The 14,954-nt window shown below is 67.7% G+C and carries 14 protein-coding genes; 12 read left to right on the top strand and 2 right to left on the bottom strand.

Going from position 1 to position 14,954, the window contains the following annotated elements; genetic code table 11:
- Positions 1-3: 3 nt before the first annotated feature.
- From ruvA to ftsH, 11 genes are all read left to right on the top strand, one after another.
- A complete protein-coding gene (gene ruvA / locus ABNQ38_RS19080; protein WP_377809743.1) occupies positions 4-630 on the top strand; it encodes a Holliday junction branch migration protein RuvA in 627 nt (208 codons plus the stop codon).
- On the top strand, positions 627-1,700 hold the full coding sequence (ruvB, locus tag ABNQ38_RS19075) for a Holliday junction branch migration DNA helicase RuvB (RefSeq protein WP_377809742.1): 1,074 nt from the start codon (positions 627-629) through the stop codon (positions 1,698-1,700). The genes ruvA and ruvB overlap by 4 nt, the downstream gene beginning before the upstream one ends.
- On the top strand, positions 1,693-2,172 hold the full coding sequence (gene ybgC, locus ABNQ38_RS19070; protein WP_377809741.1) for a tol-pal system-associated acyl-CoA thioesterase: 480 nt from the start codon (positions 1,693-1,695) through the stop codon (positions 2,170-2,172). The genes ruvB and ybgC overlap by 8 nt, the downstream gene beginning before the upstream one ends.
- A gap of 73 nt (positions 2,173-2,245) precedes the next feature.
- A complete protein-coding gene (gene tolQ, locus ABNQ38_RS19065; RefSeq protein WP_377809740.1) occupies positions 2,246-2,980 on the top strand; it encodes a protein TolQ in 735 nt (244 codons plus the stop codon).
- A 3-nt stretch (positions 2,981-2,983) separates the two neighbouring features.
- Positions 2,984-3,466, top strand: a complete 483-nt coding sequence (locus ABNQ38_RS19060; RefSeq protein ID WP_085088826.1) for a biopolymer transporter ExbD — start codon at positions 2,984-2,986, stop codon at positions 3,464-3,466.
- 16 nt (positions 3,467-3,482) lie between these two features.
- Entirely contained in the window at positions 3,483-4,721 is a 1,239-nt protein-coding gene (locus ABNQ38_RS19055) for a hypothetical protein (RefSeq protein WP_377809739.1), read from the top strand.
- Between the two features lie 2 nt (positions 4,722-4,723).
- Positions 4,724-6,076 (top strand): Tol-Pal system beta propeller repeat protein TolB, encoded by a 1,353-nt coding sequence (gene tolB, locus ABNQ38_RS19050; protein WP_109051799.1) that lies wholly within the window; start codon positions 4,724-4,726, stop codon positions 6,074-6,076.
- Between the two features lie 149 nt (positions 6,077-6,225).
- Entirely contained in the window at positions 6,226-6,696 is a 471-nt protein-coding gene (pal, locus tag ABNQ38_RS19045; protein ID WP_098740232.1) for a peptidoglycan-associated lipoprotein Pal, read from the top strand.
- 249 nt (positions 6,697-6,945) lie between these two features.
- Positions 6,946-7,800, top strand: a complete 855-nt coding sequence (ybgF, locus tag ABNQ38_RS19040; protein ID WP_377809738.1) for a tol-pal system protein YbgF — start codon at positions 6,946-6,948, stop codon at positions 7,798-7,800.
- Positions 7,788-9,155: a tRNA lysidine(34) synthetase TilS gene (gene tilS / locus ABNQ38_RS19035; protein ID WP_377809737.1), complete on the top strand. Its 1,368-nt coding sequence runs from the start codon at positions 7,788-7,790 to the stop codon at positions 9,153-9,155. Before ybgF ends, tilS begins: the two co-directional genes overlap by 13 nt.
- Positions 9,156-9,237: 82 nt before the next feature.
- Positions 9,238-11,175, top strand: coding sequence for an ATP-dependent zinc metalloprotease FtsH (gene ftsH / locus ABNQ38_RS19030; RefSeq protein ID WP_377809736.1), 1,938 nt, complete (start codon positions 9,238-9,240; stop codon positions 11,173-11,175).
- Positions 11,176-11,253: 78 nt separating this feature from the next.
- Here ftsH and ABNQ38_RS19025 read toward each other — a convergent pair whose 3' ends face one another.
- Both ABNQ38_RS19025 and fabI read right to left on the bottom strand, forming a co-directional pair.
- Positions 11,254-12,342 carry a hypothetical protein gene (locus ABNQ38_RS19025; RefSeq protein ID WP_377810099.1) on the bottom strand — a complete coding sequence of 363 codons (1,089 nt, stop codon included), beginning with the start codon at positions 12,340-12,342 and terminating at the stop codon, positions 11,254-11,256.
- Between the two features lie 236 nt (positions 12,343-12,578).
- Positions 12,579-13,427 carry an enoyl-ACP reductase FabI gene (gene fabI, locus ABNQ38_RS19020; RefSeq protein WP_377809735.1) on the bottom strand — a complete coding sequence of 283 codons (849 nt, stop codon included), beginning with the start codon at positions 13,425-13,427 and terminating at the stop codon, positions 12,579-12,581.
- A 118-nt stretch (positions 13,428-13,545) separates the two neighbouring features.
- Here fabI and ABNQ38_RS19015 point away from each other — a divergent pair, with 118 nt between their 5' ends.
- Positions 13,546-14,916: a YihY family inner membrane protein gene (locus ABNQ38_RS19015; RefSeq protein ID WP_377809734.1), complete on the top strand. Its 1,371-nt coding sequence runs from the start codon at positions 13,546-13,548 to the stop codon at positions 14,914-14,916.
- The last annotated feature ends 38 nt before the right edge of the window (positions 14,917-14,954 follow it).

The following is a 14,954-nucleotide window of genomic DNA, read 5'->3' as shown; positions in this document are numbered from 1 at the left end:
TCCATGATCGCCAAGCTGACCGGCATCGTCGATTCCACCGGCACCGACTGGGTCGTGCTCGACGTGAACGGCGTCGGTTACCTGCTGTCCTGCTCCAACCGCACGCTGTCGCGTCTGGCGGTGGGGGAGCGGGCGTCGCTGGTGGTCGAGACCTTCATCCGCGAGGAACGCATCGTCCTGCACGGCTTCGGCGACCAGGCGGACCGGGAATGGTTCAAGCTGCTGACCACCATCCAGGGCGTCGGCGCCCGGCTGGCGCTGTCGATTCTGGGCGTGCTCGACCCCGACCAGCTGACCCGCGCCATCGCCTCGCAGGACAAGACCGCGCTGGTGCGCGCCGACGGCGTCGGGCCGAAGGTGGCGGCGCGCATCCTCAACGAACTCAAGGACAAGGTCGGCAATCTGGCGCTCGGCCCCGCCGCCAGCGGGGGCGCGCCAGCCGGCAAGGGCGCCCCCGCCGCCGTGCCGGGAGCCACCCCGGCTCTGGCCGATGCGGTGTCGGCGCTGGTCAATCTCGGCTATGGCCGGTCGGAGGCCTTCGGCGCGGTCGTCGCCGCCGGGCGCGTACTGGGCGATGACGCCGGCGTATCCGATCTGATCCGCCAGGGCCTCAAGGAACTGAGCCAATGAGCGACCCCAACTCCGACCGTCTGGTCCAGCCGGGCCAGGGCCACGGCGATTCGGCCGAGGCGTCGATCCGCCCGCTGTCGCTCGCCGAGTTCATCGGTCAGCGCCAGGCGCGCGAGAATCTGTCGATCTTCATCCAGGCCGCCCGCTCCCGCAACGAGGCGCTGGACCATGTGCTGCTGTTCGGGCCCCCCGGCCTGGGCAAGACCACGCTGGCGCAGATCGTGGCGCGCGAGCTGGGCGTCGGCTTCCGCGCCACCTCCGGCCCGGTCATCGCCCGGGCCGGCGATCTGGCGGCGCTGCTGACCAACCTGCAGCCGCACGACGTCCTCTTCATCGACGAGATTCATCGCCTTAATCCCGCCGTGGAAGAGGTGCTCTATCCCGCCATGGAGGATTTCCAGCTCGACCTCATCATTGGCGAAGGCCCGTCGGCGCGGTCCATCCGGATCGACCTGCCGCCCTTCACCCTTGTCGGCGCCACGACGCGCAGCGGCCTGATCACGCGCCCCTTGCGCGAACGCTTCGGCATTCCCGTGCGCCTGCAATTCTACGAGCCGGACGAGCTGGAGCTGATCGTCCGCCGCGCCGCCGGCGTGCTCGGCATGGGCATCACGCCGGAGGGGGCGCGCGAGATCGCCAACCGGGCGCGCGGCACGCCGCGCGTGTCGGGCCGGCTGCTGCGCCGGGTGCGCGATTTTGCCGCAGTGGCCGGGGTGGAGGAGGTCGACAAGCGCGTCGCCGATGCCGCGCTGACCCGGCTGGAGGTCGACCGGCTGGGACTCGACAGCATGGACCGCCGCTATCTTGGGCTGGTCGCCAACAACTATGGCGGCGGGCCGGTCGGCGTCGAGACGCTGGGTGCGGCGCTGGGCGAGCAGCGCGACGTGCTGGAGGAGGTGGTCGAACCCTACCTGATCCAGCAGGGCTTTTTGCAGCGCACGCCGCGCGGGCGCATGCTGACCGACCAGGGCTTCCGCTATCTCGGGCTCAACCCGCCGAACGCGCCGCTCCGGCAGCTCGACCTGCTGGACCGCGTTCCCGACCCGACGGAGGGGGAGGGGGATGAGTAACGCTTCCGCCCATTCCGGATGGTTCGCGGAGGACGGCACGCACCGGTATCCGCTGCGGGTCTATTACGAGGACACCGACGCCGGCGGCATCGTCTACCACGCCAATTACCTGCGATTCGCGGAGCGGGCGCGCACGGAGATGCTGTACCTGATGGGCTTCCGTCAAAGGGAGATGGCCGGGGGTTTGGGCGATGTCACAGGTGTGTCATTTGCGGTACGGCGCCTGACCATTGATTTTGACGCCCCTGCCAAGCTGGAGGACACGCTTGAAGTGGAAACCCGAATCGTCGATATCCGCGGTGCCTCCTTCGCACTTGCACAAGTCATCCGCCGTGACGGTCGCGTGCTGGCGCGCGCCGACCTGCAGCTGGTGACGATCAACCGGGCCGGGCGGGCAGTGCGCCTTCCAGATCCGGTGAAAGCGGCGATGGAGACGCTGCATGCAAAGCAAAACGCCTCTTCTCCCGCTTGACCCGCCTGCCTGATCGTATCGACCGTTTCCTTCCACTCCCCGTGCCAACAGCGCAAACGCGAGACTGACAGCGATGGACGCCCTGCAAACCGCCCAACTGGCCGGCAATGCCGCCGCCACGACGGCACATGAGATCACGATCCTCGGCCTGTTCTGGCAGGCCGACGCGGTCGTCAAGATCGTGATGATGATGCTCGTCGTCGCCTCGATCTGGTGCTGGGCGATCATCATCGAGAAGCTGATGCGCATCCGCCGGCTGAACGCCCAGGCCGACTCGTTCGAGGAGGCCTTCTGGTCCGGCGGGTCGCTCGACGCGCTGTACGACCGCATCGGCCAGAGCCCGGCCGACCCGATGGCCGCGACCTTCGCCGCCGGCATGCGCGAATGGCGCCACGCCGCCGACCGCGGCATCGGCGGCACGATGAAAAGCTCGCTGCAGCAGCGGGTCGAGCGGGTGATGGCGGTGAGCATCGGCCGCGAGATGGCGCGGGCCGAACGCTACATGACCTTCCTGGCTTCGGTCGGGTCGACCGCCCCCTTCATCGGCCTGTTCGGCACGGTGTGGGGCATCATGAACTCCTTCACCTCGATCGCCGGCTCGGGCAACACCAGCCTCGCCGTGGTGGCGCCGGGCATCGCCGAGGCGCTGTTCGCCACCGCCATGGGCCTGCTGGCCGCCATCCCGGCGGTGCTCTCCTACAACAAGTTCTCCACCGACCTCGGCCGCTACGCCGACCGGTTGGACACCTTCTCGGGCGAGTTCTCGGCGATCCTGTCCCGCCACCTCGAGGAGCGGGGAGCCGCCTGAACCATGGCCGGACAACTCGCAGGCAAATCCCACGGGCGCGGCAAGCGCCGGGGCTATCGCGCGATGGCCGAGATCAACATGACGCCGTTCATCGACGTCATGCTGGTCCTGCTGATCGTCTTCATGGTCGCCGCTCCGATGCTAACCGTCGGCGTGCCGGTCGACCTGCCCAAAACCAATGCCGCTCCGCTGGAGCAGCAGAAGGACCCGCTGTTCGTCACCGTGCAGACCGACGGCCGCGTCTTCGTCCAGGAGACGCCGGTCGAGCTGACCAACATGGTGCCGCTGCTGATCGCGGTGACCAACAACAACCCCGAGGCCCGCATCCTGGTCCGCGGCGACGCCAAGATCGCCTATGGCAAGATGCTGGAGGTGATGGGCACCATGAGCGCCGCCGGCTTTAAGAAGGTCGGTCTGGTCGCCGAGATGCCGAACGGCCCGACCGCGTCCAGCGCGCGGGTCGGCGCGCCCAAGCCGGCGCGTTGAGGCGGGCGGAACTCCCATGCGCAAGCCCCTGATCGCCTCGGCGGTGCTGCACGTCGCGCTGGTCGCGCTGATGGTGCTCGGCATGCCGCCCAGCGATCGCAAGCTCGAAATCGCCTCCTCGATCCCGATCGAGATCGTCGACATCGGCGAAGTCACCCAGGCCGCCCGGACCGAGAAGGGCGAGCCGAAGCCGGCCACCGCCGCGCGTCCGCCGATGCCCGAGGCCAAGCCCGCCCCGCCGGCGCCGGAACCGCCGGACGAGGAGGACGAGCCGCCCCCGCCCCCGCCGCCGCCTGCCAGGACGCCGGAGCCGCCGAAGGTTGCTCAGGTGCCGCCGCCCCCGCGCGAGCCGACGCCGCCGCCCAAGCCCGCTCCGACGCCCCCGCCTCCTCCTCCGCCGCCACCCCCGCCGCCTCCGCCCCCGGATCCGGCGCCGTCGCCGACTCCGAAGCCGCCGGAGCCTCCCAAGCCCGAGCCGCCGAAGCCGGAACCGCCCAAACCGGAACCGCCGAAGCACGAGCCCAAGCCTGAGCCTCCGAAGCCGGAGCCGCCCAAGCCTGAGCCGAAAAAGCCCGAGCCTCCCAAGCCGGAACCGCCGAAACCGGAACCGCCCAAGGCGGAACCGAAGAAGCCGGAGCCGCCGAAGGAGCCTGCCAAGGAGGTCGCGAAGGCCGAGCCGGCGAAGGATGCCAAGGCCGAGGCGAAGAAGGCGGATGCGCCGGCCAAGCAGCCGGAGAAGCCGTCGGCCAAGGCCGACCCGCTGTCCGATCTGCTGTCGAACGTCGGTAAGATCAAGCCGTCGGACAACCCGAAGGCTGACGGCAAGGCATCGGCCAGCGCCAACAGCGACGCCAAGCCCAGCCAGAAGACCGCGTCCGCGGCTCCGGCCGGAGCGGCCAAGGCAACAAACGGCCCCGACAAGCCGTTCAAGCCGTCCGGCCGTGCGCTCGACGCCATCCGCGGCCAGCTGAGCAAGAACTGGAACTTCGACAGCGGCCGCAAGGACGCAGGCTCGATGCAGATCGAGATCCATGTGGAGGTCGGCCGCGACCACAGCGTGGTTCGCGCCTGGATCGACGACAAGTACAGGTCGCGCTACATGTCGGATGCCGCCTTCCGGGCGTCGGCCGACGCGGCGGTGCGCGCGGTCAAGCGGTCCAGCCCCCTGGAACTGTTGACCAGCGAGTTCACGCCGCAGACTTATGAAGATTGGCGCTTCATCGTGTTCAATTTCGACCCGAGGGACATGTTCTGACCATGACGACGAAGACGAGGCTTCTGTTGAAGCTGGCCGGGGCCACCGGCGCGCTTCTCCTCTCCCTCGGCGTTGCCGCTCCGCAGGAGGCGCGCGCCGAGTTGCGCATCGACATCACGCGGGGCGTGTCCGAGCCGCTGCCCATCGCCATCACCAGCTTCGCCGGATCGGGCGGGCGCGATGTGCAGATGGGCGCCGACATCTCCAAGGTGATCTCCGACGACCTGGAGCGGTCCGGCCTGTTCAAGCCGCTGGACCCGCGCGGCTTCCTGCAGACGCCGGACCAGCTGCGCAGCGGCGAGCCGCGCTATCAGGACTGGAAGGCGCTGGGCGCCCAGGCCCTGGTCGCCGGCAACACCACCACGGGCGCCGACGGCCGCATGAAGGTCGATTTCCGCCTGTGGGACGTCGCCGCCGGCCAGTACATGCAGGGGCTGAGCTACAGCGCCTCGCCGCAGGAATGGCGCCGCATCGCCCACATCGTGGCCGACGCCATCTATAAGCGCCTGACCGGCGAGGACGGCTATTTCGACACGCGCATCGTCTATGTCGCCGAATCCGGCCCGGCGAACGCGCGCAAGAAGCAGCTGGCCATCATGGACCAGGACAGCGCCAACCATCAGTTCCTGACCGACGGACAGACCCTGGTCCTGACGCCGCGCTTCTCGCCGACGTCCCAGGAAATCACGTACATGTCGTACTTCAACAAGAAGCCGCGCGTGTACCTGTTTAACATCGACACCGGCCGCCAGGAGGTCCTGGGCGACTTCCCCGGCATGACCTTCGCCCCGCGCTTCTCGCCGGACGGCAACAAGGTCATCATGTCGATGGCGCAGAACGGCAATACCGACATCTACACGCTGGACCTGCGCACCCGCCGCCAGACCCAGCTGACCGATGCGCCGGGCATCGACACCGGCCCGAGCTATTCGCCGGACGGCCAGCGCATCGTCTTCGAGTCGGACCGCGGCGGCACCCAGCAGCTCTATGTCATGGGCGCCGACGGCTCGGGCGTGAAGCGGCTGACCTTCGGCGAGGGCCGCTACGGTACGCCGGTGTGGTCGCCGCGCGGCGATCTGATCGCATTCACGCGCCAGCGTGGTAGCAGCTTTGCAGTTGGCGTAATCCGTCCGGATGGGACGGGGGAGCGGATCCTGACCGAAGCCTTCCACGTCGAGGGTCCGACCTGGGCTCCCAACGGCCGAGTTATCATGTTCTTCAAGGACTTGCCGTCGGGTGACGGGCGTGGCCGCAACGCAAAGCTGTACAGCATCGACATCACCGGCGCCAACGAGCGTCGCGTGAGCACCCCGGTCGACGCGTCGGACCCCGCGTGGTCGCCCTTGATTCCCTAGTGGAGTAGCCCTATTTTGCGGCCACGCGGGAGCAATGCTCAAGACAAAGGTCGAACGTCGTCTTTTCGTCGGGGATTGGCGGAAAGAAGCGGCTCCCGTGCAGACAAAGTTCGGCCATCAAACAAGTTTCGTTCAAGGGGTCCCTGAACATGCGTATGAAGTTCCTCGCTCTCGCCGCGGTTGCTCTGCTCGCCGCTTGCGAATCCACTCCGAACGACGCCGCCAACGGCGCCAACACCGGTGCCCAGCAGTCGTCGGTCCGTCCGGGCTCGGCGGAAGATTTCGTCGTCAACGTCGGCGACCGCGTCTTCTTCGGCCTCGACCGCTTCGACCTGTCGCCGGAGGCTCGCGCCACCCTCGACCGTCAGGCCAAGTGGCTGCAGACCTACGGCTCGGTCACCGTCACCGTCGAAGGCCATGCCGACGAGCGCGGCACCCGCGAGTACAACCTCGCCCTGGGTGAGCGTCGCGCCAACTCGGTGAAGAACTACCTGGCCGCCAAGGGCATCACCCCGAACCGCGTCAACGTCGTCTCCTATGGCAAGGAGCGTCCGGCCGTCGTTGGTTCGAACGAGGCCGCCTGGTCGCAGAACCGCCGTGGCGTGACCGTCGTCAACTGATGACGCCGGTCCCCGCCTGACGGGGAACAGGGAAGGGCGCCGCCGCCGGGCAACCGGGGGCGGCGCCTTTTCTTTTTGGCGACATCTTTTCGGCGATATGTTTTTTGGGGCCGGGAAAATCCGGCGAGGTCGGTTCTTTGCGCGGACGCGCAAGTTCTGCTAAACAGCGGCCATCGCGTCGCCTTTATCGTTCGCCATGGTCGCCGTGGGTGCTCCCCCGGCATCAGATCTCCTCAGGATCCCACGCGCATGACCAACATCCGTCCCGTCGCCGCCCTGCTGCTGGGTGGCATGCTCGCGGCAACCCCCGCCCTGGCCCAGTCGAAGGGGCAGATCGAGCGGCTGCAATCGCTGGAAACGCAGGTCGCCGCGCTGGGCGGTCCGGTGGAGGTGGCGCAGCTGTCGCCCTCCGTCGCCGCCGATTTCGAGATTCGCCTGCAAAACCTCGAACGCACCATCCAGGATCTGACCGGCAAGTACGAGGAGTCGAGCTATCAGGTCACCCAGCTGCGCGAGCGTCTGGAGAAGGTCAATTCCGACGTCGATTTCCGGTTGAAGGAGCTGGAGAAGGGCGGCGGGACCGCCGGGGGCGCCATGGGTGGCGCGATGTCCGATGCCGCGCCGACCAAGCCGTCGAAGGCTGCCGCTTCGGACGACAAGAAGGCCGACAAGCCCGCGCAGACCGCGGCGGCCAATCCGCCCTCGACTGCCGGCCTGTCGCCGGAAAAGCAATATGAGCAGGCGTTCGAACTGCTGCGCAACTCCGACTATGACCGGGCGGAGAAGGCGTTGCAGGAGTTCATCGTCAAGAACAAGTCGCACGCCTATGCCGGCAACGCGCAGTATTGGCTGGGCGAAAGCTATTACGTCCGCAACAAGTTCCCGGAAGCGGCCCAGGCCTTCGCCGAGGTGCTGTCGAAGTACCGCACCAACCCGAAGGCGGCCGACAGCCTGCTGAAGCTGGGCATGACCCTGCAGCAGATGAACAAGAAGTCGGACGCCTGCACCGCCTTCGGCCAGCTGCTGACCAAGTTCCCCGAAGCCTCGGCCAGCGTGAAGCGCCGCGCCGATACGGAGCGCAAGCGCATCAATTGCCCGGCCTGATGGGTGGCGACTCCGGAGACGGCAGGCCGGTATCGCCGAAGGAGTTCGTCCGTGCCCTGGCGGCGCTGGGCGGATTCGAGCCGGCGCCGGCCGTCGCCGTCGGGGTTTCCGGTGGCGGCGACAGCGTGGCGCTGGTCCTGCTGCTGCGGCATTGGGTCGCAGAGCGGGGCGGAAGCCTGCTGGCACTGACCGTCGATCATGGGCTGCGGCCCGAGTCCGCCGGGGAGGCGGCAGCGGTCGGGCGGGCGATGGTCCGTCTCGGCGTTCCCCACCGCATCCTGCGCTGGGACGGGGCGAAGCCGTTGGCCGGCGTGCAGGCGGCGGCCCGGACGGCGCGGCACCGGCTGCTCGGCGCGGCCTGCGCCGAAGCCGGCATCCTTCATCTGGCGCTCGCCCATCATCGCGACGATCAGGCCGAAACGGTGCTGCTGCGCCTGGCCCGCGGCTCCGGCATCGATGGGCTGGCCGGGATGGCGCCCGTCCGTGCCGATGGGGCGGTGCGGGTGATCCGGCCGCTGCTGCGCTTTTCCCATGACCGGCTGCTGGCGACCTGCCGCGCCGGAGGCGTGGACTGGATCGAGGATCCCTCCAACCGAAACCCGCGCTTCGCCCGTGCCCGGCTGCGCGCCGCCCGCGAGAGCCTGGACGGGGAGGGGCTCGATGCCGGCCGGCTGGGCGAGGTCGCCCGGCGGGCGGGCCGTGCCCGGGCGGCGCTGGAACAGGCGACGGCGGCGCTGCTGGCGGAGGCCGCGACCGTTCATCCGGAGGGCTGGATCACCCTGGCGCCGGCGCCTCTGCACGCCGCACCGCTGGAGATCGCGCTGCGGGCGCTGGGCGCCGCACTGGCGGCGGTCGGCGGGCCGGCGCATCCGGTGCGCGACGAGGCGCTGGAGCGGCTGCTCTACCGGTTGTCGGAAGGGCAGGGCGGAACCTTGGGCGGCTGCGTCGTTCGGATGCGGCGCGGCGCCGTCATGGTGGCGCGCGAACCGGCGGCGGTGACGGAGCGGCCGACAGCGGCCCCCGGAGAGGCAATCCGTTGGGACGGCCGATTCGACCTGAGGGTGTCGTCCAGCCATTGCCGCCCTGTCATGGTCGCGGCGCTGGGGGCCGACGGCTGGCGCGAATGGGCAGGTCGGCAGGCGCCGAAGGGGGTGCCCGACCTGCCGGTTCCGGTGCGGGAAACCTTGCCAAGCCTTTGGGCCGGCGCGGATTTGCTTGGTGTGCCGATGATCGGTATGTGCTACGGGTTCGGCGCGGATGGACAGCACCCGGTGGACCGCGCAAGGTTTTGTCCACTTTCGTCGTTGGGAAGACCAGCTTTTACGGTTGTTTCGGACCGGGACGGCATTATTTAATCAGGGAACGTGCCCGTAGGAGACCGGGGTGCGGCCTTGTCGGCGCACCGCATGGCGATGGGTTCGCAGAAAGGCGTGTGACGTGAACAATTTCGGCAAGAACCTCGCTCTCTGGATCATCATAGGGCTGCTCCTCGTGGCCCTGTTCAACCTGTTCCAGAGTTCCTCCACCCGCAGCCCGCAAACGACCGTTCCGTTCAGCGAGCTTCTCGCCGAAGTGGACCGGGGCCAGGTCGCCGACGTGACGATCAAGGGCAACCAGGTTTCGGGCCATTTCTCCGACGGCCGCTCCTTCAGCACCTATGTCCCGCCCGAAGCGGGCCTGGTGGAGCGCCTGACCAACAAGAACGTCCGGATCAACGCGGTCCCCGACGACAGCAACGTGCCGTCGCTGTTCTCGGTGCTGCTGTCCTGGTTCCCGATGCTTCTGCTGATCGGCGTCTGGATCTTCTTCATGCGCCAGATGCAGTCCGGCGGCGGCAAGGCCATGGGCTTCGGCAAGTCGCGGGCCCGCCTGCTGACCGAGAAGGTCGGCCGCGTCACCTTCGACGACGTCGCCGGCATCGACGAGGCCAAGCAGGAACTGACGGAAATCGTCGAATTCCTGAAGGACCCGCAGAAGTTCCAGCGGCTGGGCGGCAAGATCCCGAAGGGCTGCCTGCTCGTCGGTCCTCCGGGCACCGGCAAGACGCTGACCGCCCGCGCGGTGGCCGGCGAAGCCAATGTGCCGTTCTTCACCATCTCCGGTTCGGACTTCGTCGAAATGTTCGTCGGCGTGGGTGCGTCCCGCGTCCGCGACATGTTCGAACAGGGCAAGAAGAACGCTCCCTGCATCATCTTCATCGACGAAATCGACGCGGTCGGCCGCCATCGCGGTGCCGGCCTGGGCGGCGGCAACGACGAGCGTGAGCAGACCCTCAACCAGCTGCTGGTCGAGATGGACGGCTTCGAGGCGAACGAGGGCGTGATCCTGATCGCCGCGACCAACCGTCCGGACGTTCTCGACCCCGCTCTGCTGCGTCCGGGCCGCTTCGACCGTCAGGTCGTGGTGCCGAACCCCGACGTGCTGGGCCGCGAGAAGATCCTCAAGGTCCACATGCGGAAGGTCCCGCTGTCGCCGGACGTCGACGCCAAGGTCATCGCCCGCGGCACCCCCGGCTTCTCCGGCGCCGATCTGGCCAACCTGGTGAACGAGGCTGCCCTGCTGGCCGCCCGCATCGGCAAGCGCGTCGTCGGCATGTCCGAGTTCGAGAACGCCAAGGACAAGGTCATGATGGGTGCGGAACGCCGCTCCATGGTGATGACCGAGGACGAGAAGAAGCTGACCGCCTACCACGAGGCCGGCCACGCCATCTGCGCCATCCACTGCGCCGACAGCGACCCGGTCCACAAGGCCACCATCATCCCGCGCGGCCGTGCGCTGGGCATGGTGATGCGCCTGCCGGAAGGCGACCGCATCAGCCTGTCGCAGGCCAAGCTGCTGGCCGACCTGACCGTCGCTATGGGCGGCCGCATCGCCGAAGAACTGATCTTCGGCAAGGAGCGGGTGACCACGGGCGCCTCGGGCGACATCAAGATGGCGACCGAGATGTCGCGCCGGATGGTGACGGAGTGGGGCATGAGCGAGAAGCTCGGCCCGCTGCTCTACGGCGAGCCGACGCAGGAGGTGTTCCTGGGCCATTCGGTGACCCAGCACAAGAACATGTCCGACCGCACCGCCCAACTGGTCGACGAGGAAATCCGCCGCATCGTGGACGAATCCTACGACCGCGCCCGGACGATCCTCACCGAGAACATCGACCAGCTGCACACCCTGGCCAAGGGCCTGCTGGAGTACGAGACGCTGAGCGGCGACGAGATCAACCGTCTGCTGCGCGGCGAACCGATCCTGCGCGACGACGAGCGCGAGACTATGGCCGTCCCGCCGCGTCCGACCACCGGCTCCGGCCGCCGCTCCTCCGTTCCGCCCAGCACCGGGCAGGAAAGCGGTGGCATGGGTCCGGAACCGCAGGGCACCTGAGGGCTTCGGGTTCGGAAATGAAGAAGGCGGCGCTGCGAGGCGCCGCCTTTTTTCTTTGGCAGGTTTGGGCGGAAACCCTCAGAGCGCGCCCTTCTGCTCGCGGCGGCGGTCGAGCGCCACGTCGAACTGGCGCAGCAGCTTCTGCATGCCTTCGAAGTACAGCTTGCGCGACGGCGTGTTCTTCATGCAGCGGGCGTCGAGATGGGCGACGCTGGTCAGGGCGGACACGCAGTAGCCGAGCAGCCAGTAGCGCGACCGGATGCTGCGCAGATAGTCGCGGAACGGCTCCGGCTGGCCGGCCATGAAGCTGCTGAAGGAGGTCTCGTAATCCGACAGGATGGTGCGGATGTCGAGCAGCGTCATCTCCAGCAGCTTGCCCACCTTCTCGATGTGCATCAGCAGCTGGGTCTCGTAGGGCTTGTGCATGCGGATGTCGACCGGGATGCACTCACGCGACTTCAGCCAGGTCAGGATGGTGCGGGCGCGCGGGGCGATGCGGCGCAGCTGGTACTCGTAGAAGGTCGTGCCCTTCCACGCGCTGAAGATGGTGTCGGCTTCCGACCGCTCGATGCCGAAGGCGGAGACGAACAGGCCGGCCTCTTCCAGGTTGGGGTTCCAGATCGCCTCCAGGAAGCGTTCGACGCTTCCGGCGCTGCCCTGGCTGCCCGACAGCGCCTTGCGGACGATCGGCTCGATGCGGGCGCGGATCAGGCGGCGGAGCTGGTGGTCCTCCTCGTTGGAGATCAGCCAGTGGCGCGGATCGACGTTGATCTTCTCCGCCTCGAAGCAGGTCTTCAGCAGGAAGGCGTCGAGCGACGGCACGTCGTCGATCATCTGGAGCATCTTCATGTCGCCGATGATGCCGTTTTCCTGCGGCCCGTGCTTGATGCCGAACTGCTCTTCCAGCAGGGCGGCACTGTTGCGGCCGCGAAGATAGACGGCGACGCCCCCGCCCTCCGGCGCCCTGGCGTTGTGCGGCACATAGATCCCGGTTTCGACCGGGCGCTCGCCGCCCTCCAGTTCCTCGTCCTCGGCGATGGGATCGCCACCGTCGTCGTCGCGGTCGTCGAAGTTCGGGTACTTGAACAGGATGCAGTTGTTCAGGCCCTGAGCCTTGAACATGCGCTGCTCTTCCGGAATCTCGCGCGTGATGGCGATGAGATTCATCGACACGCTGGACCCGCCATAAAGGATCTGCTCAAGGATCGGAGAAACCGAGTCCATTTTCTTGCGAGCGCGCATGAATATTACCTAATCCCGCGAATATTTCTCAAATCATAAACGCCGCATTCGCAAACGCAAAGAGGGATCGGCGGACCGATCCCTCTCATCACCATGCGATTGCGCGCACCTTGCGGCCGCTCAACCAAATGGGTCAACCGACCGGGCCGGCCGCCTAGGCCTCAGCCAGCCTTCGGCATGCCGCCCAGCGAGCCGAGCAGGCTGGCGACTTCGGCCGCCTCGTCCACCGCGACCATGCCGACGGTGTGGTAACCGCTGTCGACATGCATCACCTCGCCGGTGACGCCGCTGCCCAGGTCGGACATCAGGAACAGGCCGGCGCCGCCGACCTCCTGGATGGTGACGTTGCGCTTCAGCGGGGCGTTCAGCTCGTTCCACTTCAGGATATAACGGAAGTCGCCGATGCCGCTGGCGGCCAGAGTCTTGATCGGACCGGCGGAGATGGCGTTGACACGGATGTTGCGGCCACCCAGATCGACGGCAAGGTACCGCACGCTGGCTTCCAGCGCGGCCTTGGCGACGCCCATCACGTTGTAATGGGGCATGACGCGCTCGGCGCCATAGTAGGATAGGGTAAGCAGGCTGCCGCCGTCCTTCATCAGCGGCACGGCGCGCTGCGCCACCGCGGTGAAGGAGTAGCAGGAGATGTCCATGGTGCGCAGGAAGTTGGCCCGCGTGGTGTCCAGGTACAGCCCGTCCAGCTCGTTCTTGTCGGAAAAGGCGATGGCATGAACCACGAAGTCCAGCTTGCCCCATTCCTGTTCGATGGCGGCGAAGGTCGCGTCGATGCTGGCCTCGTCCGTGACGTCGCAGGGCAGGACCAGCTTGGCGCCGACCTGCTCGGCCAGCGGCTTCACCCGCTTCAGCAGCGCATCGCCCTGATAGGTGAAGGCAAGCTCCGCCCCGTGCTGGGCCAGGGTGGAGGCGATCCCCCAGGCGATCGAACGATCGTTGGCCACGCCCATGATCAGGCCACGCTTGCCGGCCATGAGCGGCATCGGATTGGACATCGGAACCTCGTGAACGACGGATGTGCTGCGGCTCCAGCCGCGAAAAGTGGGGCGCATCCTACACGAAAGCGCTCAACGGTCAAACCGACGCGGGCTGTCTTGCCGCAGGAGGCGTCGCATGTCTCATCCTAAGGACAATCCTGGCCGCGAGGAGGAGGAGCGCAGCCGCATTCTGACTGGCCTGCGGGAGCTTGGCGGCTTCTTCGGTCATTCCATGCTGCGCTTCTACAACGACAACTGCTTCCAGACCGCCGCGGCGCTGACCTACACCTCGCTGCTGGCCATTGTGCCGATGATGACCATCGGTTTCGCCATCTTCTCCGCCTTCCCGGCCTTCAGCGCCTTGCAACTGCGGATCCAGACCGCGCTGGTCAAGAATCTGGTGCCGGAGATCGGCGACGCCATCCTGGAATATCTCGGCCGCTTCATGGCGAACGCCGGTCAGATGCCGATCTTCGGCGTGATCGGGCTGGCGGTGTCGGCGGTGCTGCTGATCTGGACCATCGAGGGGTCCTTCGCCACGGTCTGGCGCGTGCGCGAGCCGCGGTCCTACGTGACGCGCATCCTGTCCTTCTGGGCGGTGGTCTCGCTGACCCCGCTGTTCGCCGGCGCCAGCCTGTCCCTGTCCAGCACGCTGTGGACGGCGCTGGAGGTGGCGCATCTGGAGGGGGTCGTCCATCCGCTGGCGGGGATCGGCATGCTGCTGCCCTTCGCCTTGCAGCTGGTCGGCTGTTCGCTGCTGTATCTGGTGATTCCGAATCGGGATGTGTTCTGGCTGGACGCGCTGTGCGGCGGGGCCATCGGCTCGATCCTGCTGGAAGGGTCGAAGGCGATCTTCGGCTGGTACATGCGCGAATATCCGGCCTACCAGACCATCTACGGCGCCCTGTCGGTGGTGCCGATCTTCCTGTTCTGGCTCTACATCGCGTGGTCGACGGTGCTGTTCGGCGCGGTGGTCGCCGCGTCGCTGCCGGAATGGCGGGCGGGCAAGGTTACCCGCGGCGGCATGGAGGGGCTGCTGCCGGCCCAGCGGCTGGCGCTGGCGCTGGCCGTCCTGCATGAGCTGATGGAGGCGAGCCGGCTCGGTGTCGGCATGCGCCGCCGCACGCTGGTCGGGCGGGTGCCGGTGGGCACGCTGCTGATCGACGGCATCCTGGAACAGCTGCGCGACGCCCATTGGGTCGCCCACACCACCCGCGACGCCTGGGTGGTCACCCGCGACATGGGCGAAGCGACCCTGCTGGAGCTGATGAAGGCGCTGGGCATCGGCATGCGCGGCTCCGTCCATGGCCTGGGCGGCCTGGATCTGCCCTGGCAGGAGCGCACCGCCCGTCTGCTGGACGCCGCCGAGGCGCGGCAGGGCGATCTGCTGAACGTGCCGTTGAAGACCCTGCTGAACGACGATCTGCCGCCGGAAGGTCAGCCGGCGGGGCAAGGGGCGGGACAGGCAGGCACCGGGCCGGTGCCGCTGCGGGCGGTGAAGAAATAGGGGCAGAGTGGTGGCGGGCCGAAGCGGTTCTGCGCCCC

Origin of the sequence: Azospirillum sp. A29 (assembly GCF_042604625.1) — a bacterium.
Classification (GTDB): Bacteria; Pseudomonadota; Alphaproteobacteria; order Azospirillales; family Azospirillaceae; genus Azospirillum; species Azospirillum palustre.
This window is presented reverse-complemented; position numbering and strand designations above follow the sequence as displayed.